The 19,795-nt window shown below is 62.4% G+C and carries 19 protein-coding genes and 1 pseudogene; 16 read left to right on the top strand and 4 right to left on the bottom strand.

Annotation, left to right across the window (positions count from 1 at the left end):
• The first annotated feature begins 24 nt into the window (after positions 1 to 24).
• From G9X64_RS29905 to nadC, 4 genes are all read left to right on the top strand, one after another.
• Entirely contained in the window at positions 25 to 1,023 is a 999-nt protein-coding gene (locus tag G9X64_RS29905; RefSeq protein WP_171377995.1) for an NUDIX hydrolase, read from the top strand.
• Between the two features lie 69 nt (positions 1,024 to 1,092).
• Complete coding sequence (gene nadA / locus G9X64_RS29910; RefSeq protein ID WP_168310429.1) at positions 1,093 to 2,064, top strand: quinolinate synthase NadA; 972 nt, start codon at positions 1,093 to 1,095, stop codon at positions 2,062 to 2,064.
• Positions 2,061 to 3,602, top strand: coding sequence for an L-aspartate oxidase (locus G9X64_RS29915; protein WP_171377996.1), 1,542 nt, complete (start codon positions 2,061 to 2,063; stop codon positions 3,600 to 3,602). The genes nadA and G9X64_RS29915 overlap by 4 nt, the downstream gene beginning before the upstream one ends.
• On the top strand, positions 3,580 to 4,503 hold the full coding sequence (gene nadC / locus G9X64_RS29920; RefSeq protein ID WP_171377997.1) for a carboxylating nicotinate-nucleotide diphosphorylase: 924 nt from the start codon (positions 3,580 to 3,582) through the stop codon (positions 4,501 to 4,503). Before G9X64_RS29915 ends, nadC begins: the two co-directional genes overlap by 23 nt.
• Before the next feature lie 99 nt (positions 4,504 to 4,602).
• On the opposite strand, the pseudogene G9X64_RS29930 reads toward nadC, so the two are convergent.
• A pseudogene (locus G9X64_RS29930) lies at positions 4,603 to 4,719 on the bottom strand (IS6 family transposase); the annotation flags it as partial.
• Between the two features lie 597 nt (positions 4,720 to 5,316).
• On the opposite strand from G9X64_RS29930, the gene G9X64_RS29935 reads away from it, so the two are divergent.
• The 11 genes from G9X64_RS29935 to G9X64_RS29985 all read left to right on the top strand — a co-directional run bounded on the left by G9X64_RS29935 (position 5,317) and on the right by G9X64_RS29985 (position 16,203).
• The gene (locus G9X64_RS29935) at positions 5,317 to 6,306 is read left to right on the top strand and encodes an ABC transporter substrate-binding protein (RefSeq protein WP_171377998.1); all 990 of its coding nucleotides are present in this window, start codon (positions 5,317 to 5,319) and stop codon (positions 6,304 to 6,306) included.
• Between the two features lie 5 nt (positions 6,307 to 6,311).
• A complete protein-coding gene (locus G9X64_RS29940; protein WP_168310433.1) occupies positions 6,312 to 7,085 on the top strand; it encodes an ABC transporter ATP-binding protein in 774 nt (257 codons plus the stop codon).
• A 4-nt stretch (positions 7,086 to 7,089) separates the two neighbouring features.
• The gene (locus G9X64_RS29945; protein ID WP_171378029.1) at positions 7,090 to 7,884 is read left to right on the top strand and encodes an ABC transporter permease; all 795 of its coding nucleotides are present in this window, start codon (positions 7,090 to 7,092) and stop codon (positions 7,882 to 7,884) included.
• Positions 7,885 to 7,970: 86 nt separating this feature from the next.
• Positions 7,971 to 8,966, top strand: coding sequence for an isopenicillin N synthase family dioxygenase (locus tag G9X64_RS29950; RefSeq protein WP_171377999.1), 996 nt, complete (start codon positions 7,971 to 7,973; stop codon positions 8,964 to 8,966).
• 71 nt (positions 8,967 to 9,037) lie between these two features.
• Positions 9,038 to 9,940, top strand: a complete 903-nt coding sequence (locus tag G9X64_RS29955) for a LysR family transcriptional regulator (protein WP_171378000.1) — start codon at positions 9,038 to 9,040, stop codon at positions 9,938 to 9,940.
• 32 nt (positions 9,941 to 9,972) lie between these two features.
• On the top strand, positions 9,973 to 11,325 hold the full coding sequence (locus G9X64_RS29960) for a cytosine deaminase (protein WP_171378001.1): 1,353 nt from the start codon (positions 9,973 to 9,975) through the stop codon (positions 11,323 to 11,325).
• 287 nt (positions 11,326 to 11,612) lie between these two features.
• The gene (locus tag G9X64_RS29965; protein WP_171378002.1) at positions 11,613 to 13,604 is read left to right on the top strand and encodes an AfsR/SARP family transcriptional regulator; all 1,992 of its coding nucleotides are present in this window, start codon (positions 11,613 to 11,615) and stop codon (positions 13,602 to 13,604) included.
• Positions 13,605 to 13,709: 105 nt separating this feature from the next.
• On the top strand, positions 13,710 to 13,853 hold the full coding sequence (locus tag G9X64_RS29970) for a hypothetical protein (RefSeq protein WP_003548235.1): 144 nt from the start codon (positions 13,710 to 13,712) through the stop codon (positions 13,851 to 13,853).
• A 13-nt stretch (positions 13,854 to 13,866) separates the two neighbouring features.
• Complete coding sequence (locus G9X64_RS29975; protein WP_171378003.1) at positions 13,867 to 15,129, top strand: YcaO-like family protein; 1,263 nt, start codon at positions 13,867 to 13,869, stop codon at positions 15,127 to 15,129.
• A complete protein-coding gene (locus G9X64_RS29980; protein WP_171378004.1) occupies positions 15,126 to 15,869 on the top strand; it encodes a TfuA-like protein in 744 nt (247 codons plus the stop codon). The genes G9X64_RS29975 and G9X64_RS29980 overlap by 4 nt, the downstream gene beginning before the upstream one ends.
• A gap of 67 nt (positions 15,870 to 15,936) precedes the next feature.
• Complete coding sequence (locus tag G9X64_RS29985; protein ID WP_004668299.1) at positions 15,937 to 16,203, top strand: hypothetical protein; 267 nt, start codon at positions 15,937 to 15,939, stop codon at positions 16,201 to 16,203.
• Positions 16,204 to 16,272: 69 nt separating this feature from the next.
• Here G9X64_RS29985 and G9X64_RS29990 read toward each other — a convergent pair whose 3' ends face one another.
• From G9X64_RS29990 to G9X64_RS30000, 3 genes are all read right to left on the bottom strand, one after another.
• Positions 16,273 to 16,677: a helix-turn-helix domain-containing protein gene (locus G9X64_RS29990; RefSeq protein WP_012763606.1), complete on the bottom strand. Its 405-nt coding sequence runs from the start codon at positions 16,675 to 16,677 to the stop codon at positions 16,273 to 16,275.
• 202 nt (positions 16,678 to 16,879) lie between these two features.
• Complete coding sequence (locus G9X64_RS29995) at positions 16,880 to 17,716, bottom strand: amidohydrolase family protein (RefSeq protein ID WP_168315171.1); 837 nt, start codon at positions 17,714 to 17,716, stop codon at positions 16,880 to 16,882.
• Between the two features lie 75 nt (positions 17,717 to 17,791).
• Positions 17,792 to 18,577 (bottom strand): IclR family transcriptional regulator, encoded by a 786-nt coding sequence (locus G9X64_RS30000; protein ID WP_171378005.1) that lies wholly within the window; start codon positions 18,575 to 18,577, stop codon positions 17,792 to 17,794.
• Between the two features lie 440 nt (positions 18,578 to 19,017).
• On the opposite strand from G9X64_RS30000, the gene G9X64_RS30005 reads away from it, so the two are divergent.
• On the top strand, positions 19,018 to 19,752 hold the full coding sequence (locus tag G9X64_RS30005; protein ID WP_062944546.1) for an SDR family oxidoreductase: 735 nt from the start codon (positions 19,018 to 19,020) through the stop codon (positions 19,750 to 19,752).
• Positions 19,753 to 19,795: the final 43 nt, after the last annotated feature.

Consider the following 19,795-nt stretch of genomic DNA (forward strand, 5'->3'; position numbering starts at 1 on the left):
AACGCGCTCTATTGCCTTCATCATGTGGGAAGCGCCGCAAAGGCGCCTCCTCTCCATTGGCTTCCGTCCCGGCCTGTGTCAGGAATTATCCGTTCGATTCATTCGGAACGGAGTATTCGGTCCCCTGTGACGATCGGCTTTGCGCATGCGGAATTGATTGCGGTGCTCGTCGCGGTGACGGGGGACGAACCGCGCGTGATGACCATCCGTTCTGGCAATGCGCTGCCGTCGGGGCCTTTCGAGATGGGGCATCGCACCCTGCAATCGGGGCTGCGCGAATGGGTGCAGGAGCAGACGGAACATCCCGTCGGCTATCTCGAACAGCTGTATACCTTCGCCGACCGCGACCGGAACAACGACATCCCGGGCGGGCGGACGATCTCGATCAGCTATCTCGGCCTGGTCAACGAGCAGTCGGGCGCCGGCCGGCCGGGATGGCACGGCTGGTACGAATATTTCCCCTGGGAAGACCACCGGCAGGGCCGGCCAGCCGTGCTTAACGAGATCATGGCGCGCCTGAGGAGCTGGGCCGATGCCGATCCGGCAAGGCGCGACCATCGCCATCGCCGGGCAGATTTCACTTTCGGCCTCGACGGCGGCGGCTGGAACGAGGATCTGGCGCTGCAGCGCTATGAACTGCTTTACGAAGCAAGGCTCGTCGCGGAAGCCGGATGCGACGCAGAGGCCAATCTCGGCCGCGCAATGTTTGCCGATCACCGCCGTATTCTCGCAACCGGTATCGCCCGGCTGCGTGCCAAGATCAAATACCGCCCCGTCGTCTTCGAGCTGATGCCGGAGAGTTTTACGCTGTTGAGGCTGCAGCGCACCATCGAGGCCTTGGCGGGACTGACGCTGCACAAGCAGAATTTCCGCCGCCTCATCGAACAGCAGGAACTGGTCGAGGAAACCGGCGGCACGGAAAGCGAAACCGGCGGCCGGCCGGCCAAGCTCTTCCGCTTTCGCCATACCGTTCTCGAAGAACGGGCGCTGGCCGGAACGAAATTACCGCTCTCCCGCAATTGACATATGCTCACTGTGAGAATATCTCTGCGCCTATGATATGCTCAAAGAGAGCATAATTAGGAGCCGGTCATGAATTATCCTGTTTCCGCATCCTCGCTCTACGAGCGCGTCAGCCGCGTCATTCCCAAAGCCGAATGGCTGACGTTCGAAAATGACGTCGACGCGATCCTCGAACTCAAGCGCCGCCGCAACGCCGTCATTCTCGCGCATAACTATCAGACACCGGAGATCTTCCACGGCGTCGCCGATATCGTCGGCGACAGTCTGGCGCTCGCCCGCAAGGCAATCGAGGTCGATGCCGATGTCATCGTACTTGCCGGCGTGCATTTCATGGCCGAGACCGCCAAGCTGCTGAACCCCGAGAAGACCGTGCTGATCCCGGATCTTGGCGCCGGCTGTTCGCTGGCGGATTCGATCACGCCCGAGGATATTGCGTTGCTGCGCCAGGCCCATCCCGGCGTGCCCATCGTCACCTATGTCAACACCTCTGCCGCAGTGAAGGCTGCCTCCGACATCTGCTGCACCTCGGGCAATGCCAAGCAGGTGGTGGAGTCGCTCGGCGTGCCGAAGGTGCTGATGATCCCGGACGAATATCTGGCGCGCAACGTCGCCCGCGAAACTGATGTCGAGATCATCGCCTGGCATGGCCATTGCGAGGTGCATGAACTCTTCACCGCCGAAGACGTGCGCCAGTTGCGCGAAAACCATCCGGGCGTCACGGTGCTCGCCCATCCCGAATGCCCGCCCGACGTCGTGGCCGAAGCCGATTTCGCCGGCTCCACCGCTGTCATGTCGGACTATGTCGGCAGGCAGAAGCCGGCGCGCGTCGTGCTGCTCACCGAATGCTCGATGAGCGACAATGTCGCCGTACACCATCCCGATGTCGAATTCATTCGCCCCTGCAATCTCTGCCCGCATATGAAGCGCATCACGCTGGGCAATATCCGCGCCGCCCTCGAGGAAAACCGCCATGAGGTGACTGTTGATCCGGCGATCGCGGTGGCCGCGCGCCGCGCCGTCGAGAGGATGTTGGCGATATGACCGAGATTCTCGAGGAGCTATCAGGACGCACGGTGATCGTCGGCAGCGGGCTTGCGGGGTTGATGACCGCGCTGACACTGGCGCCAGAACCTTCCGTGATCGTCACTCGCGCGGCCCTTGGCGCGGAGACGTCGAGCGCCTGGGCGCAGGGCGGCATCGCCGCCAGCGTCGGCGCCGACGACAGTGCGGCGCTACATCTTGCCGATACGCTTGCCGCCGGCGACGGGCTCTGCGATCCGGCCATTGCCGCCGGCATCATCGCCGAGGCGCCGGCGGCGATCGCCGCGCTGGAGCAGGCCGGCGTACGCTTCGACCGGAATGCCGCAGGAGACCTCTCGCTCGGGCTCGAGGCGGCCCATAATCGCCGCCGTATCGTCCATGCCGAAGGCGACGGCTCGGGTGCGGCGATCATCGCCGCGCTGATCAAGGCGGTGATGGAAGCGCCATCCATATCAGTGCTCGAAGGCTTCGAGGCGCGGCGGATTGTGATGGACGGCGAAAAGGTCGCCGGCCTGCTTTGCGCGACCGCGAAAGGCGCCGCCATCCTGCCGACATCGCGGCTGGTGCTCGCCGCCGGCGGCATCGGCGGGCTTTACGACGCGACCACCAATCCAATGGGCAATTTTGGCCAGGGGATCGCGCTTGCGGCAAGAGCCGGTGCAGCGCTCGCCGATATGGAATTCGTCCAGTTCCATCCGACCGCGCTCGATTCACGCCGCCGGCCGCTGGCGTTGGTCAGCGAGGCGGTGCGCGGGGAGGGGGCTTTGCTCCTCAACGAACGCGGCGAACGGTTCATGGCCCGCACTCCAGGCGCCGAACTTGCGCCGCGCGACGTGGTGGCCCGGGCGATCAGCGCCGAAATTGCCCGTGGCGGCAGGGTCTTCCTCGATGCCCGCGCTGCTCTCGGCAGCCGCTTTGCCGCCCGCTTTCCTGTCATCTCCGCCCTTTGCGGCGAGGCCGACATCGATCCGGCGAAAGACCTCATTCCGGTTCGCCCGGCCGTTCACTATCACATGGGCGGTGTGGCCACCGATGCAAATGGCCGCAGTTCGGTTCCCGGTCTCTGGGTTGCCGGTGAGGCGGCGTCAACCGGCCTGCACGGCGCGAACCGGCTTGCCAGCAATTCGCTGCTGGAAGCGGCTGTCATGGGCATGCGGGCGGCGCGTGACATTTCAGGCATGCCGGTGAGAGGTACCGGCACCATCTTCCCCGAGAGACTGCCGGCGCCGGCCGATGCATCGCTCGTCCGGCCGATCGTTTCGCGCCATCTCGGCGTGCTGCGCAATGCCGGCGCCATTCATGGCGCGATCGCCGCCCTGCTGCCGCTTGTCGAAAGCAACGGCCCAGCCGCCGATCCGGCCATCGTGGCGCTCTCGATCGCCGTCTTTGCCAGCCTGCGGATGGAATCGCGCGGCGCTCATGCCCGCACCGACTTTCCGCTGAAGCTCACCAATGTCAAACGGCGCCAGATGTGCCTTTCCGACGTTCTGGAAATCGCCCACGCGACACCGCCCTATGCCCTTGCAAGGAGTGCCTGAGATGAGCCTCGTTTCCCTTCCGCGCCTGAGCGTCGAACCTTTGGTGCGGGCCGCCCTGCTCGAAGATCTCGGCCTTGCCGGCGACATCACCTCGGCATCGGTCATCCCCCATGATCACCGCTCGACGGTGGCGATGGCGGCCCGCCAGCCGGGCGTGATCGCCGGTCTCGATGCCGCCGAACTCGCCTTTTCCCTCGTCGATCCGGAGATCGTCATGCGCCGCCGTCTTCAGGACGGCGACGCGGTAAAGCCCGGCGACGTGATCGCCACCATCGAAGGCCCGTCACGCGGCCTGCTGAGCGCCGAGCGTACCGCGCTGAATTTCCTCGGCCATCTCTCAGGCATCGCCACAGTGACGGCGGGGATCGCCGCCGCCATTCGCGGCACCAAGGCATCAGTTGCCTGCACGCGCAAGACGACGCCGGGGCTGAGGGCGCTGGAGAAATATGCGGTGCGGGCTGGGGGCGGCATGAACCACCGCTTCGCGCTTTACGACGCGGTGCTGATCAAGGACAATCACGTCGCCATCGCCGGTGGGGTCGCTGAAGCGATCCGTCGGGCGCGGGCCGGCGTCGGCCATATGGTGAAGATCGAGGTCGAAGTGGATACCCTCGATCAGCTGCGTGAAGCGATGGGGACCGGCGTCGACGCCGTTCTGCTCGACAATATGACACCGGATCAGCTGCGCGAAGCCGTCGCCATCGTCGCCGGCCGAGCCATCACCGAGGCGTCCGGCCGGGTCACGCCGATAACGGCTGCCGCAATCGCCGCCTCCGGCGTCGACCTCATTTCGGTCGGCTGGCTGACGCACAGCGCGCCGGTGCTGGACATCGGGCTCGATTTCCTCGAAGCCGCGATCGCAACGGACACAAGCTCGAAACGGTTCGCACAGATTCTGTGATCCCTAGGCCCGCTTCGGCTGGGCTTCCTTGTCGCTGTCGAATTCCAGCAGCTCGATTATGACGCCGAGATCGGCACCGTCGTCATAGGCATGACGTCCGTGGCCGCCATCGACCCGATTATTCAAGCCCTTGTGAGAGCGATGTTCAACACCGGGGATGATCTCACGCTTTGCAGCGCCGCAGGATCGAAGCTTGTCGGCGATCATCACTCGCGGCGCGTGCCATTGGAAACCGTCCAGATGTGGGTCGATCACAAGAAAAATTCGCCGGAAAATGCAGATGCAAGCTGAAAGTGCGACAAGAAAATTACGAGCTAAGCGCTCTAAATATTAGAACGCTTATTTCTTCAGCCGCCGCCCCACTCGACTGCAGAGGAGTTTCTCCTTTTATTTCAATCATCTTGCTGACGATCCTGCTCACTTCAACCTCAATTCCGTCAATTTCGCCTCTTTTTTCAGCACAAGAATTGAAGCGTTTAAAATCTTGCAGAACGCCGGATATTCATGAGACAAAAGACCTGCGAGTAGAAGCGGTCTGAGCTTCGGTTCTGGACATTGCTCGACGGATAAATCTGTCGAGGAGGTGTCCTAAATGCAGGGAAAAACCAGTCATTTCGCCCCGACATCCGCAGAGATCGACGCTGGAGCTGATCACCTTCGCGCGCAGCGTTGCTTTGCATGCCTGAGCAGCAAGCGTCCTGAAAAACGCGATTGCGCAATTGTCAGGCTCGTCGCGGATGGCTTCGACCCGGAGCGCGTCGCCAATCACTATCCGTCCTTAAAAACCGAACACCAATTGCGAAAGGTCGACCCATGTCCCGCACCAAGCTTGCCTTCTATGCACTTGCCGCAACCCTTTCTGCCGGCGCCGCCTCCGCCGCCGACAAGGTGATCTTTCAGCTCGATTGGCTGCCGGGTGGCGACAAGGCACCGATCTACGTCTGCATCCAGGAAGGTTTCTGTTCGGACGCCGGCCTTGAGGTGGAGATCGCCTCCGGTCGCGGCTCGACCGACGCTATCTCGCGCCTTGCCTCCGCGTCCTCCGACATCGGTATTTCCGATATCGGCGCCCTGATGGCCGCCCGCGCCAATGAAGGCGTGAAGGTGACCGCGGTCATGTCGCTGTTCAACAAGGGGCCGCATGCCTTCTACGTCGCCAAGGGCGGTTCGATCGCAAGCGTCGCTGACGTCAAGGGCAAGACGATCGCGACGTCGCCCTTCACGTCGTCGAATGTCTACCTGCCACTGGTGCTCAAGGATGCCGGCATCGACATGGCGGATATCAAGCTCATCAAGGCCGATCCCGGCGCACTCGGCCCGCTGCTGATGACCGGCAATGCCGACGGCATCATCGCCTGGATGACCGACCTGACGCGCTACAGCAACCAAGGCAAGGAAGCTGGCAAGGAGATCGTTGCCCTGCCATGGTCGGCAGCCGGGCTCGAGCTTTATTCCGCATCTCTCATTGCCAGCGACGATTTCCTCGCCAACCGTCCGCAGGTCGCCGCCCGCTTTATCGCCGCCTACAAGAAATCCGTCGAATTCGCCAAGGAGAATCCGGAGAAGGCTGCCGCTGCTGTCACCGCCATCGTACCGGAACTCGGCTCGGAAGATGTCCAGGGTTCGCTCAAGGACACGCTGCCGTTGATCTTCAACGAGGTGACGGAGAAGGACGGCCTCGGTGCCTTCGAAACCACCCGCCTCGCCGAAACCTGGCGCCGTGTCTCTGAAGCGCAGGACATCGATCCGGCCAAACTCGATCCGGAAACCATGGTCAACCGCACCTTCGCCGTAACCGAGTAACCGCCATGGCGATGCCCGCTATCCGTTTCGACAGGTTGGGACAGGTTTTCGAAACCCGGTCCGGGCGCACGGAAGCCCTGCGCGACGTCAGTTTCGATGTGGCCCGGCATGAGTTTGTCTCGATCCTTGGCCCTTCAGGCTGTGGGAAATCGACCCTGCTGCGCATGATCGCCGGCCTGTTGAAGCCGACGTCCGGCTCGGTAGACGTCTTCGGTCTGCCGGTGACGGCCCCGCGTGACGACATCGGGATCGTCTTCCAGAAACCAACGCTGCTTCCCTGGGCGACTGTCGAGGACAATGTCGTGTTTCCCGCCCGCCACAAGACCGGCCGGGTAACGGCAGAGGAGCGCGGGCGGGCGGGTGAATTGCTGAGCATGGTCGGGCTTGCCGGCTTCGAGAAACGCCTGCCGGACGAACTGTCTGGCGGCATGCAGCAGCGTGTCGGCATCGCCCGCGCGCTGCTCATGGACCCGGACATCCTGCTGATGGACGAACCCTTCTCGGCGCTGGATGCCCTGACGCGCGAGGTGATGGGCTTCGATCTGCTGCGCATCTTTTCCGAACGTGCGAAGACCGTGGTCTTCATCACCCACTCCGTCAGCGAGGCGGCGCTTCTGTCCGACCGCGTTTTGGTAATGACCGGACGGCCGGGCTCGATCCTGACCGAAGTCACCGTTCCCGTCGGCCGGCCACGCGGCCCCGAAACTGCAAAGGACAAGGCGATCCATGACCTCTCCGATTACCTCCGCGATCTCCTCCTCACCCGTCACGCGGCGTGAGGCCATGCAGAGCCGTACACCGGTCGCGCTCCTCAAGCGGGTGCTGGCGTTGCCGGGCATCACGACCGCCGCGGCCCTGATCGGCACGGTGCTGCTATGGGAAGCGGCGGCGCGGCTCCTGTCGATCCCGACCTATCTGCTGCCGCCGCCAAGCGCGATCCTCGGCTCGTTCTCCGCCATCGGCTTCGAGCGCTGGATCGGTCACATCGCCGCGACGTTGCGGGTGGCGCTGATTGGTTATGCGATGTCCATCGTTATCGCCATTCCGCTCGCGGTGGTCATGATGCGCTCGCCATTCCTGTCGCGAACGCTCTATCCGCTGCTCGTCGTCGTGCAGTCGACGCCGGTGGTGGCGATTGCGCCGATCATCATCGTCGTGCTCGGGGCCGGCGATGCGCCACGCATCGTTATCACTTGTCTCATCACCTTCTTTCCGCTCGTCGTCTCTACCGCAACGGGCCTTGCGGCAACCCCGCCGGAGCTGATCGAGCTGTCGCGAAGCCTGCGCGCCTCGGGCTTCCGCGAGATCACCCAGATACGCCTGCCGTTTGCGGTGCCCTACATCTTCTCGGCGTTGAAAATCTCGATCACGCTTGCCGTCATCGGCGCCGTGGTTGCGGAGTTCTGCGCATCCGAAGCCGGCGTCGGCTATTTCATCCAGCTGTCGACCTCCCTGTTCAAGCTGCCACAGGCCTGGGCCGGCTTGCTGCTGCTCGCCGCCATGTCGCTCTTGCTATTTCAGGCCGTGGTCCTGACGCAGAAGCTCCTCTTTCCCTGGAGCCTGCCGAAAAACGGCTGAACCCATCCGGAGTAGAAGCAGTCGGGCCCTGCCCGGACATTGCTCCTCAACCGCCGGTTCGCCGGCATTCACGTAAGGAGAATAGTATGAATATCCAGACAGACACCCTCGCGGAACTCGCCAAGGAAGCGACCATCGGCGGCATGGGCACGACCGTTGACCGGGAAATCCCCGTCATCGACCTTTCTGACTTCGACAACCGCAAGCACGAGATCGCCGATGCACTCTGGCAGGCCTCGGTCGATATCGGTTTCTTCCAGGTCTACAATCACGGCATCGCCCAGGACGATATTGACGCGGCCTTCGACACGGCCTGGACATTCTTCGAACTGCCGGTGGAGGTCAAGGCGAAAACCCCGATGCCGAAGGGCATCAATGCCGGCTGGGAATTCAGGGCACAGGTCCGCCCCTCCACCGGTACGCCGGATAACAAGGAGAGCTTCCAGCTCACCCGGCCGGACATGATCCGCCTCAACTTGTGGCCGAGCGAAGACGATCTTCCGGGCTTCCGGGAAAAGATGCTCCGCTTCGAGCGACAGAACTGGGAACTCGGCATGCGCATCCTCTCCTGCTTCGCGCTGAAGATGGGCTTTGCCGAGGATTTCTTCACCAAGGCGCATGACCCCTCTTCGGACCAGTATCAATCGACCCTGCGCCTCATCCATTACATGTCGATGGAAGGCGCCAAGCCGGAAGACTTCACGTCGTGGCGTGCCGGCGCGCATTCGGACTTCGATTGCTTGACCATCCTTCACCAGAAGGAAGGCGAAGGCGGGCTCCAGGTGTGCCCGGGCAAGGATGCAGCCTTGAAGGAATGGACGGATGTTCCGCCGCACAAGGGCTACATCACCTGCAACATCGGCGACATGCTGATGCGCTGGTCGGACGACCAGTTGCAGTCGACGCTGCACCGGGTGCGTATGCCGCGCGAGAATGAGTACATGGGCCGCCGACTGTCCCTGCCCTTCTTCTGCCAGGCAAACCGCGATGCCGTCATTGAGGGTCCGCTCGGCAAATACGAGGCGATCACCGCCGGCGAATACCTGACCCGGCGCATCAACGCCAATTTCGCCAAGAAGTGACGTTGTAGATGGTCCGTTGCGGTGACATCGTGGAACAGTCAATCCGACTCCCGTCAGGCAACGGACCCATCATGCTTCATGGACGCGCGCTGCGTTATATTGACGAGGTGGCCCGACAGGGCTCCATCCGCAAGGCGGCAAAGACATTGCATGTCGCCGCCTCTGCGGTGAACCGCTATATTCTGGAGCTTGAGGAAGAGTTGCAGGCACCCATTTTCGAGCGCCTGCCGCGCGGCCTGAAACTCACGAGTTCCGGCGAGATCCTCATCCAGCACATTCGCGAGACACTGCAGGCGCATCAGCGGATGCGGGCGCAGATCCAGTCCCTCAAGGGGCTCAATCGCGGCGAGGTAGTGCTGGCGACCATGGCAACGCTCGCGGCGGGCCGGATTGCCGAGATCGTTGCAGCTTACCGAGAAAAACATCCGCAGGTTAGTCTGCGGATCATGGTCGGCGACCGGACGACTGTTGCGGAAATGGTTGCGCTCGGCCAGGCCGATCTCGCCATTGCCTACAACCTGCCGGACGATAGCCGGCTGCAACGCGCCGCCGAATTCCGCCATGCGCTGGGAGCCGTCGTCGCGCCCGCCCATCCCCTCGCAAATCGCAAGACCGTGCGCATGTCCGATTGCCTGCTCTATCCGCTGGTTCTGGCGGATCGATCGCTGTCGCTGCGCGAGGTCGTCGAGGCGGCTGCCCCGGCGCGTGCCACCCTTGTTCCCGTCGTCGAGACCAATTCGATGGAACTAATGAAGCGCCTTGCCCGGACAACGCCTCACATCACCTTCCTCAACCGGCTCGACGTCGACCGCGAAATGGCGACCGGCGACCTGGTCTTCATTCCGCTGACGGGAACCGGCTCGCTGCAACGGCTCAATATCCTCCACCGCGCCCGCGGCTCGCTTTCGCCCGCCGGCAGCCATTTCATGCAATTCGCGCAGGAGCGTCTGCTCGCCTCGTTTGACGAGAGCTGACCGCTCGGCAACCCATCCAATCGAGACCCATCATGAACGATCTTTCCCTGTTTCCCAGCCTTGCCGCCCGTCTGGCGAGACCGGAGCGCATTCGTCTTGCGAAGGCGCGCGTTCCGGTCGCGCTGCTTGCAGATGACTCGCCTGGTGGTGCGGAGATGGATCGGGACGGTTCCGCCCTCGTCGATATTCTGGTCGAGAACGGCAGGATCGCTGCGATAACGCCGGCCCTTGCCGATGGTGGCGAAGATACAGTCGCGCTCGACGGCCGCCATGTCTGGCCGCTTCTGATCGACGCGCACGCCCATCTCGACAAGGGCCACACCATGGGACGTGCGCCCGATTCCGGCGGCACTCATCCCGGCGCGCGCGCTGCGACGACGGCCGACCGCCTTGCCCACTGGAATGCCGACGACCTCCTGCGACGGATGGAATTCGGTCTTGCAACGGCCGACGCCCATGGCGTGGCCGCCATCCGCACCCATCTCGACAGTCACGAGGGGCAGGCGGAAATCACCTGGAGCGCGTTTGCCGAAATGCGCGAACGTTGGAAAGGCTGCATCACCTTGCAGGCTGCCGGCCTCGTGCCGCTCGATGCCTATCGCGACGACTATGGCGCCCGCCTTGCCGATATCGTTGCCGTCCACGGCGGCTTGCTCGGCGGCGTCACCCGCGCCTCCGGGGGCACCCATGGGTCAGGCCTCGGCGATATCGACCTGCTGCTCGACCGGTTGTTTGCGCTGGCGAAGGAACGGGAACTGGATGTCGATCTACATGTCGACGAGGCGGCACAGGCCGATGCCCTGCCGCATGTGGCACGTGCCGCCATCCGCCACGGTTACGAGGGGCGCGTGACATGCGGCCACTGCTGCTCGCTTGCACTTCTGGGCGAGCAAGAATTGCGCAACACGATCGCGCTGATCGCCGATGCCGGCCTCTCGATCATCACGCTGCCAACCGTCAACATGTATCTCCAGGATCGCGAAGACGGCCGCACGCCACGCTGGCGCGGGGTCACGCCCGTGCAGGAATTGCAGGCGGCTGGCATTCCGGTCGCCGCGGCCGGCGACAATTGCCGCGATCCGTTCTTTGCCTATGGCGATCACGACATGCTGGACACCTGGCGTCAAGCGGTGCGCATCCTGCATCTCGACCACCCTTACGCGGATGCGCCCGCTCTTGCCGGCCCGGCACCCGCCTGCATCATGGGCATCGACGCCGGTACGATCGGCGTCGATCGTCCGGCAGACCTGATGATCCTGGAAGCCTGGAGCCTCGACCAGGTTATCGCCCGTCCGCACTCCGACCGCGTCCTCCTCCGCAAGGGGATTTTCGCCAACAGGACATTGCCCTCCTACAGTATGCTCACAGATTTCCAGACCGCTTGAGCCGCTCTCCAGGAAACAAAAAAGGGGACCGCCGAAGCCCACATCAAGGCGCTTGGCCTGTAGCGCAGCGGCGATTTTGGTCGGGGACAGCCTGTGATATGGGCCGTCGATAGCTTAATAACCTGCTGCCAGGGAACGCAAAAAAGCCTGCCATCCAAAATATCGGCAAAGCATCTTCTCGGCGAGCGACATGCGAAAATGCAAATAATCGCTGAAATTTCTTCTTTTTATAGCAAAGCCGCTATGCGCAGCGGCTTTATAGCTTTAACATGATCTCTTGACCGCCGGTGCGCTTGTGCGCCTTGGCTTTCAGAGGTGAGAACCGAGATGCGACGGACATCCGGCAGATGCTGACGAACAGGCTCTGCCTGCTCGGAAGACCGCGATTGATGGCGGCGGGGAAGGAACTCCCCTTGCCGGAGAAGTCTTATTTTCTCCTCGCCATGCTCGCCGCCGAACCCAATTTCGAACTCGACCGCGAAACCGTCAGGCGACAGCTCTGGCAATCGGAACTGCCGGAAAAACGGGCCGGCAGCCTGCGCCAGCTGCTGGCGCGCATCGAACAGAGCGTTCCCGCCGGCCTTCCACAGCTGCTTGCCCCGACCCGAACCCATATCGGCCTTGCCGATGGCTGGGAGGTCGACGTTCATATCCTGAAACAGAAAGGGCCGCTCGCTCCCGAAGACGGCGACCTCCTGAACGGCGAATTGCTCGAAGGCGTCAAATCGCCGACACAGGGCGCCGAGGACTGGCTGACCTTTGAGCGCCAGCGTGTCGACGAATTGCGCTCCGCCCATCTCACCCGGCTGGTCGAGACCTCAGACGACAGATCTGATGAAGAGCAGGTCAAGCTTGCCAGGCGCCTGCTGGAACTCGACCCTGCCAGCGAGACGGCCTATCGCGCCTTGATGCGCACCTATGTCAGGATGAACGATTCGGCAGCGGCGCGTCAGGCCTATTTGAAGTGCAAGAGCCAGCTGAAGGACGACTTCGACACCGAGCCGGAAGAAAGCACCACCGCTCTTGCCCGCGAACTAAACCTGGCGCCGGCAGCACAGGCGACGTCGGGACATCCTCAGTCGGCGCTTAACCTTTCCGTCAGCCCGCTTGGTCAGCCGCGTATCATCATCCTGCCGCCGGAAAGCATCTTCACAGATCCGCTGATGGAGCGCGTCGGCAGGGCCCTTCTGGAAGACGTCACCATCGGCCTCAGCCAGCAGCGCGGCTTCAAGGTGATCGCCGCGCATACCAGCCTGGAAATCCTCAGCCGTTCGATCGATCCGTCGCGTGCCGTGCCCGGTCCGCTCGACCTCAGCTTCGACTATGCGGTCTACGTCACCATCCAGGGCCGCGACGAGGATGTCTTTGCGACTTGCCGGCTGACGCGGACGACGACATCGGAGGTGATCTGGGCCATCGAACTTCCACTGGTCATGCAGAAGATCAGCGAATCCTTCGCGCATCTGACGCGCCGGATCGTTTCCTCGCTCGCCGACACGATCGAGCGTCACGAACTGGCGATGCCGATCGGCGACGCGCCGCCGTCCGCCTACCGCCTCTACCTGGAAGGCAAGCGGCTGATCGCCCAGACCGATCTGCAGCATCTGCGCCAGGCGCGCAAATGGTTCAAATCCTCACTCAATCGTTATGAACATTTCTCTGCCGCCCATGCCGGCATGTCGCGCGCGCTCGGCATGGAATGGCTGATCCGCGGCATGCGGGACAAGGAACTGCTCGACGAGGCGAACGGCGCTGCCCGGCAGGCGCAGCAGTCCGACCCGAACAGCGGCCGGGCCTATCGCGAGCTCGGCTTCGTTGCGCTTTATCGCCGCCGCTTCGACGAAAGCCTGGAATACTTCCAGCAGGCCCAGGATCTCAATCCCAATGATGCCGATATCCTGGCCGACTATGCCGATGCGCTGTGCCACTATGGCGACTTCGACAGAGCGCTGGAGCTGAATAAGGCCGCCTTCAGGCTCAATCCCCTGCCGCCTGACTATTACTACTGGAATCTCGGCGGCATTCACTTCGATCGCGAAGAATACGAAAAGACGATCGAGGCGCTTGAGCCAGTGAGATCCAAGCAGGCGACGGCCCGCTTGCTCGCCGCCGCCCATGCTATGGCAGGCGACATGAAGAAGGCCCATACATATGCCAAGGTCGTTTTGGAAAATTTCCCGGATTTCCGTAGCGAGGATATCCGCCATTTCGTTCCTGATCGCGACCCCCGCTATACGGAATCGCTGATTCATGGCCTGCATCTGGCCGGACTTCCCTGATCCATCGCTTTTTAAATAAGCCTGTAACGCTTAAATGACGCAGGCAATGTTCCTCTCCGGCGGTTAACGGCGGCCTCCCGCTGCCTTCCCTATCGGAGATGGAAAATGAAAACCAATGTTGAAACCAATGCCGCAATTCTCTCCCAGCCGCGTTTCTCGGCCGCAGCCAAGGCCGCGATGAAGCAGGACGAACTCAACATCGCTCCGAACGGTCTCGAAAACCTCACACATGCCCTGAAGTTCCGCTAAGGAACAGATCGGCATGTCCGTTTTCGCCGACCTTGAAACGCTTGCCGGTGACCTTAAACGATCATCGGCCAGTGTCAGCGATTATCATGACCGCGCCGTCACGCCGGCTCAGACGCTTGCAGCCATCCGGCCGCATCTGCGCGAATTCGGTATCACGCGCATCGGTCTGCTGACGGCACTCGACGTTCTGAACATCCCCGTCGCCTTTGCAACGAGGCCGAACAGCCATACGCTCTCGGTGTTTCAGGGCAAGGGGATCGACAATGATGCCGCCATGGCCTCAGCGGCCATGGAGGCGGTCGAGACACGAATCGCCGAAATTGCCCCCGCCGACCTGACGCAGGCGACGGTCGAGAGCATGCGGGCGGAGCGTGCCGCGATGATCGATCTCGACAATGTCGCACGCTGTGCCCCCGACGAAATCGGCAGCAGTCCTATTCCGTGGTGCTCAGGGCTCGACATTCTTTCCGGCAGCAGCGTCTTCGTGCCCTGGTGGCTCGTCGGTCTCGACCATCGCGGCGAGAGGCCTCCGGGCTTCGAGCAGTCGAGCGATGGGCTTGCCTCCGGCAACACGCCGTCCGAAGCGGTGCTGCATGGGCTTTGCGAACTGGTGGAGCGCGACGCCTGGGCCTTGACCCAGCTGAAATCGCCCGAGCGCCTGAAGGAGAGCCGCATCGACCCCGCCTCCTTCGGCGATGCGGTCATCGACGTCATGACCGACCGGATCACCCGCGCCGGCATGAAACTGCTGCTGCTCGACATGACGACGGATATCGGCGTTCCCGCTTTCCTGGCCGTCATCATGCCGGGTAATCTTTCCGACCGCGTCGACGCGCGCTGGTCTCATGTCTGCGGTGGCTGCGGCTGTCACCCCGATCCCGTGCGCGCCGCGCTGCGCGCCATCACCGAAGCGGCGCAGAGCCGGCTGACCGCGATTGCCGGCAGCCGCGACGATTTTTCGCCGCGCATCTATCAGCGGCTCGACAGGAGTGCGGCGATGCAGCAGGTGGTCGAACTCTGCGAGGGCGACGGCCGGATGCGGTCGTTCCAGGCCCGCGATCGCCGCCCGGCGACGATCCAGGACACCATCGGTCATATTGCCGGCCGGCTGGCGGCGACCGGCATCGAGCAGATCGTCGTCGTGCCGTTTCCGCACCCGGCCCGGCCGGCCTCCGTCGTCAGGGTGATTGTGCCGGGACTGGAGGTCGATATCTCAGGCCAATACGTCCAGCTCGGCCTGCGCGCGGTCAACACCATGAGAGGAGCCGAATCATGAAGGTGCTGTTCGTCGGCCCGAGCCTTGGCAGCGATCTTGCCGCGGCAAGAGCCATGTCCCCTCGCATCGATTTCCGGCCGCCGGCCGCCTGCGGCGACATCTTGAAGGCCGTTCAGGACGGCGCCACCGCGATCGGCCTCGTCGATGGCTATTTCGGCGATCTGCCCTCGGTCTGGCACAAGGAAATACTTTACGCACTCGAACACGATGTCGCCGTTGCCGGCGGCGCCAGCATGGGCGCGTTGCGGGCAGCCGAATGCGCCCCCTTCGGCATGGTCGGGCTCGGCTCCATCTTTGAAGATTACGAGTCCGGTCGGCTGCTCGACGACGAGGCCGTCGCGCTGGTGCATGCGCCGCAGGAACTTGGCTGGCTGCCGCTTTCCGTACCCTGGGTCGATTTCGAGCCGACGGTCGATGCGCTTTACGCCAAAGGCGAGATTTCGCCCGGCGAGCGCAAGAAACTGCTGCTTGCCGGCCGTTTCCTGCATTTCTCCGAGCGCACCTATGCCAAGGTGGCCGACGAGTGCCATTTCCGCAAGCCGCGCCGCGACCACATCCTCGCCGCCATTCGCAAGAACCGCGTCGAGCGCAAGCGCAACGACGCGCGACTGGTACTGGAATGGCTGCGCCGGGACAGATTCCTCCCCGTCAACCGTGACTGGCACTTTGCCGCAACCTCGCACTGGGAGCTCCTGCACGCTGAAGTCACGCGCAATGCGGTTGCTGTAACGCTTGAATAACGGTCGCGGCGGAAAGATGCGCTGGTGATGGAATCGTAGGGTTCCACGGCCAAAGAGGGCGGGAACGATGTTTGAACAACACAACGAAGGTACAGGCAGCGAATACGCAAGGATCTTCCGGCTGCTGTCGGCAGCCAAGGAGGAGGCTGAAAAGCTTCAGCTGCGCAATCTGATGCACCTGACGAACATGGCGCTGCTGCAGGTCGTCATCGATTGGGACGGCATAGATCCCGACAGGGAGCTTGACGTCAATCTCGAGAAGCTGCTCGGCAGCAAAGCCAAGATCGCAATGAAGGATGCCAGCGAGAATCTAATCCTGATCGATCGCCATTGAGCCCGATCGATTCTGATTAAACCTGATTGATCCTCATGCGGTCCGTTGGGATCGTGAAGGACAACCGGTCTATTCGGCCGCTTCAGTATCCAACTGTTCGGTGTTGGCAATCGCCTGGACGAGCTTCAGGATCTTTTTACGAAGCGCTTCGTTCTTGATCGAAAAGAACGCCGCATTGAGAAGGACGCCTTCGCGCGAAATAACGAATTCCTCGCTGGGAGCGGGGTTGTCGTTGGCATTATCAGGGGTCGACAGGTCGTCGAAAAATGTCCTGACATCGACCTTCAGCGCGCCGGCGATTTCGACCAGCATGCTGGCGGAAACGCGGTTGGAGCCCTTTTCGTATTTCTGGATCTGCTGGAACGTTACGCCCACACGATCGCCCAGTTCCGTCTGAGAAACTTTCCTCAACAAACGCTGGATACGGATCGTCTTTCCGACGTGAACATCGACGGAATGCGGTTCTTCTTTCATCTCATTTCCCTTCTGAAGGCAGCGGACAAGGGGTTATTCGCCATATCCGTGTCAACAACTTTTAGCCGAGATAAATAAGGCTAGCAATTGGTTGCATGTAGATAGAGTTAAGCCCGAAAATCGGGCCCTTTTTGTGCCGGAATGGCGCAAAAAACATCCCGAAATGGCACGTCGAGGAGACCGGTCGCTTTATTTTGTGACGTCAGAGCGACCAGAGGCGCTGTGCGTTAACGAAAAGCAACTTGGAACGCTCCTCCTCGCTCACGCCGGAAAGCATCGCATGGGTCGCCGCAACCCAGGTAGAGAGGCCGCCACCGAGCGTGCAGACCGGCCAGTCGCTGCCCCAGACGACGCGGTCCCAGCCGAAACTTGCGGTCACATGGTCGATATAGGGCTGCAGCGTTTGCGCCGTCCATGTCTTCGCATCAGTATAGGCGACGACGCCGGAGATCTTGCAGACAACGTTCGGCCGCCGGGCAATCTCCGATATGCCGGCCTTCCATGGCTCAAAGGCGTCCGAGCGGATATCCGGCACGCCGCAATGGTCGAGCACGAACTGCACGTCGGGCGCAAGATCGATGAGGGTGGTCACACGGCTCGCCTGATGCGGCAAGGTGCAAAGGTCGAAGGTCAGGCCGCTGCCGCCGATGCGCCTGATGTTTTCGCGGAACAGGGCGCCTTCGGAGATATCATCGGGCACGACATGCAGCACGCGGCGGAACCCCTTGACGAAGGGATCGGCCTTTTGCCGCTCGAGATAGGCGGCAAAGCCTTCCGCTTCCGGCCGGCAGGAGACGATGGCGCCGGCAATCAGACTGCCTTCCTTTTTGGCGATCGTGGCGACGTGATCGGTCTCGGCCTGCATAGCGGCAGGATCGACATCGACCTCCATATGCAGCACGGTGGTGATGCCGCAGCGCCGGGCCTCGGTCGCATAGGTCTCGTAGAGGAAATCATGATCGAGAGCGGGCGCGTCGGAAAGCCAGGGATAGGGCAGGGCCGATCGATCGATGATGTGCAGATGGGTGTCGATGAACACGCTCTTCTCCTCCCAGAGTGATTGCGGCAAACCTATTCCCGGTGAATGGATTGTTCAAATAGAAATTCTTAGGCCTCAGGCCGGGTTGACGACATCGGCGCCGGCAAGCAGCGAAAGCTGGGCGGCGGTCTTCTGCACCAGTGTGATCGCCTGCGTGATATCGGGAGCGGACGGCGCATTGACGAGCGCGATAAAGGGGCAGGTGAGGGCGGCGATGCAGCGGCGATCCGGGCCGAGAACGGGAGCGGAAAGATTGTAGACGCCTGATGTCTGGGCGCTCGCCATCATCTCGTAACCGCGCTCGCGGATCTGGTGGAGACGATCGTAGAATTCTGGCCCGAGTTCGACGTCCGCGCGGCTGCGCACGTGTTCCGAGATCATCATCTCCCGCTCCTCCTCGCTGCGGAAGGCGAGCAGCACATGCCCGGACCCGGTGTCGAAGAGGCTGATATGGGCGCCGATGCGGATCGAAAATCCCCAATAGTCCGGCGCCTCCTGCTGGGCGATGACGACGGCAGCTCCGCGATCGAAGACGGCAAGATGATTGGCCTGGCGCGTGCGCTGAGCAAGATCGCGCATCAGCGGCGTGGCGTAAGAGGCGAGCCGGCGCACCGGTGCGTGCAGCTGCGCAAGGCCGAAGAGCTTCAGTGTCAGCGAATAGCGGTCGCCATCCAGTCGGGTGACGTAACCGCGGCGCACTAAGCGATCGAGCATTCGGTAGAACTCGTTGGGGCTGCGGTCGAGCCGTTTGGCGATTTCGGCCTGGGTGAGACCGCTGTCGACGCCGGCGAGCAGCTCCAGGATATCGAGGCCCTTGTCGAGGGCAGGAGCGCGGTAGCGGTCGGACTCGTCGGTCTCCATTCTTTCCCCCTGTGAATATCATTCTGCATATACGCAGAACCGCAGCCGGAAAAGGAAAACTTCGCACTTGACCCTTGGCCAATCGTCTGTTTGTCTATAAACAGACAAATTACCACTGAAGAGCACGCCGGGAGACAGGGAGGAAGACCATGCAGCGCATGGGAATGGTCATCGGCCCTGGAGCCGGCGAAGGTCGCCGAAGTCAAGCGTCCGCATGCAGCCGATCGATAGGATCCGGCGCTGATCTGCCTTTGCAACAGTGGCAACTCCTCCATTTAAGACACAGGAGCCGCGCGCATCTTGCCAGAACCCGGTCGAAGCGCGCAAAGAGGGCGAATGGCGGACGATGATGGACGAGGCGTTCCATCACGACCGAGCTTCGCCAAGACATCAACCGCACTCCATCGTCCAGCGTAGACATCCCAGAAAAGGCCCGTGACATGACAAACAGACTTTCCGGCAAGACCGTTCTCATCACCGCCGCCGGCCAGGGCATCGGCAGGGCGACGGCGGCAGCCTTTGCCGCGATCGGCGCCAAGGTTCACGCGACCGACATCAACACCGAGGCCTTAGCGACACTTGCCGCCGAAACCGGCGTCTCCACCCATAAGCTGAACGTGCTCGAAGAGGATGCGGTCAAGGCTCTGGTCGCCGAGATCGGCGCCGTCGACGTGCTGTTCAACTGCGCCGGTTTCGTCCATGCCGGCTCGATCCTCGAGATGACGGATTCCGATCTCGAATTCGCCTTCGACCTCAACGTCAAGGCGATGATCCGTACCATCCGCGCCGTGCTGCCCGGCATGATCGAGCGCAAGGACGGGGCGATCATCAACATGGCCTCGGTCGCCTCCAGCATCAAGGGCGTGCCGAACCGCTTCGCCTATGGCGTCACCAAGGCGGCGGTAATCGGGCTCACCAAAGCCGTCGCCGCCGATTATGTCGGTCAGGGCATCCGCTGCAACGCCATCTGCCCCGGCACTGTGGAAAGCCCGTCGCTGCAGGACCGTATGCGGGCGCAGGGCGATTACGACGCGGCGCGCGCCGCCTTCATCGCCCGCCAGCCGATGGGCCGGCTGGGCTCACCGGAAGAGATCGCCGATCTCGCCGTCTATCTCGCCGGCGCGACCTACACGTCGGGCCAGGCGATCGCGATCGACGGCGGCTGGACGATCTGATTTCAGCGGATGCGGCCGGCCCGGCAGTCTTGCCGGCCGGCCC

Origin of the sequence: Rhizobium sophorae, assembly GCF_013087515.1 — a bacterium.
GTDB lineage: Bacteria > Pseudomonadota > Alphaproteobacteria > Rhizobiales > Rhizobiaceae > Rhizobium > Rhizobium sophorae.

Coding starts and splice junctions, on each gene's coding strand:
- nadA (WP_168310429.1), top strand. CDS start 1,093: ATGAATTATCCTGTTTCCGCATCCTCGCTCTACGAGCGCGTCAGCCGC.
- G9X64_RS29915 (WP_171377996.1), top strand. CDS start 2,061: ATGACCGAGATTCTCGAGGAGCTATCAGGACGCACGGTGATCGTCGGC.
- nadC (WP_171377997.1), top strand. CDS start 3,580: ATGCCCTTGCAAGGAGTGCCTGAGATGAGCCTCGTTTCCCTTCCGCGC.
- G9X64_RS29935 (WP_171377998.1), top strand. CDS start 5,317: ATGTCCCGCACCAAGCTTGCCTTCTATGCACTTGCCGCAACCCTTTCT.
- G9X64_RS29940 (WP_168310433.1), top strand. CDS start 6,312: ATGGCGATGCCCGCTATCCGTTTCGACAGGTTGGGACAGGTTTTCGAA.
- G9X64_RS29945 (WP_171378029.1), top strand. CDS start 7,090: ATGCAGAGCCGTACACCGGTCGCGCTCCTCAAGCGGGTGCTGGCGTTG.
- G9X64_RS29950 (WP_171377999.1), top strand. CDS start 7,971: ATGAATATCCAGACAGACACCCTCGCGGAACTCGCCAAGGAAGCGACC.
- G9X64_RS29955 (WP_171378000.1), top strand. CDS start 9,038: ATGCTTCATGGACGCGCGCTGCGTTATATTGACGAGGTGGCCCGACAG.
- G9X64_RS29960 (WP_171378001.1), top strand. CDS start 9,973: ATGAACGATCTTTCCCTGTTTCCCAGCCTTGCCGCCCGTCTGGCGAGA.
- G9X64_RS29970 (WP_003548235.1), top strand. CDS start 13,710: ATGAAAACCAATGTTGAAACCAATGCCGCAATTCTCTCCCAGCCGCGT.
- G9X64_RS29975 (WP_171378003.1), top strand. CDS start 13,867: ATGTCCGTTTTCGCCGACCTTGAAACGCTTGCCGGTGACCTTAAACGA.
- G9X64_RS29980 (WP_171378004.1), top strand. CDS start 15,126: ATGAAGGTGCTGTTCGTCGGCCCGAGCCTTGGCAGCGATCTTGCCGCG.
- G9X64_RS29985 (WP_004668299.1), top strand. CDS start 15,937: ATGTTTGAACAACACAACGAAGGTACAGGCAGCGAATACGCAAGGATC.
- G9X64_RS29990 (WP_012763606.1), bottom strand. CDS start 16,677: ATGAAAGAAGAACCGCATTCCGTCGATGTTCACGTCGGAAAGACGATC.
- G9X64_RS30000 (WP_171378005.1), bottom strand. CDS start 18,577: ATGGAGACCGACGAGTCCGACCGCTACCGCGCTCCTGCCCTCGACAAG.
- G9X64_RS30005 (WP_062944546.1), top strand. CDS start 19,018: ATGACAAACAGACTTTCCGGCAAGACCGTTCTCATCACCGCCGCCGGC.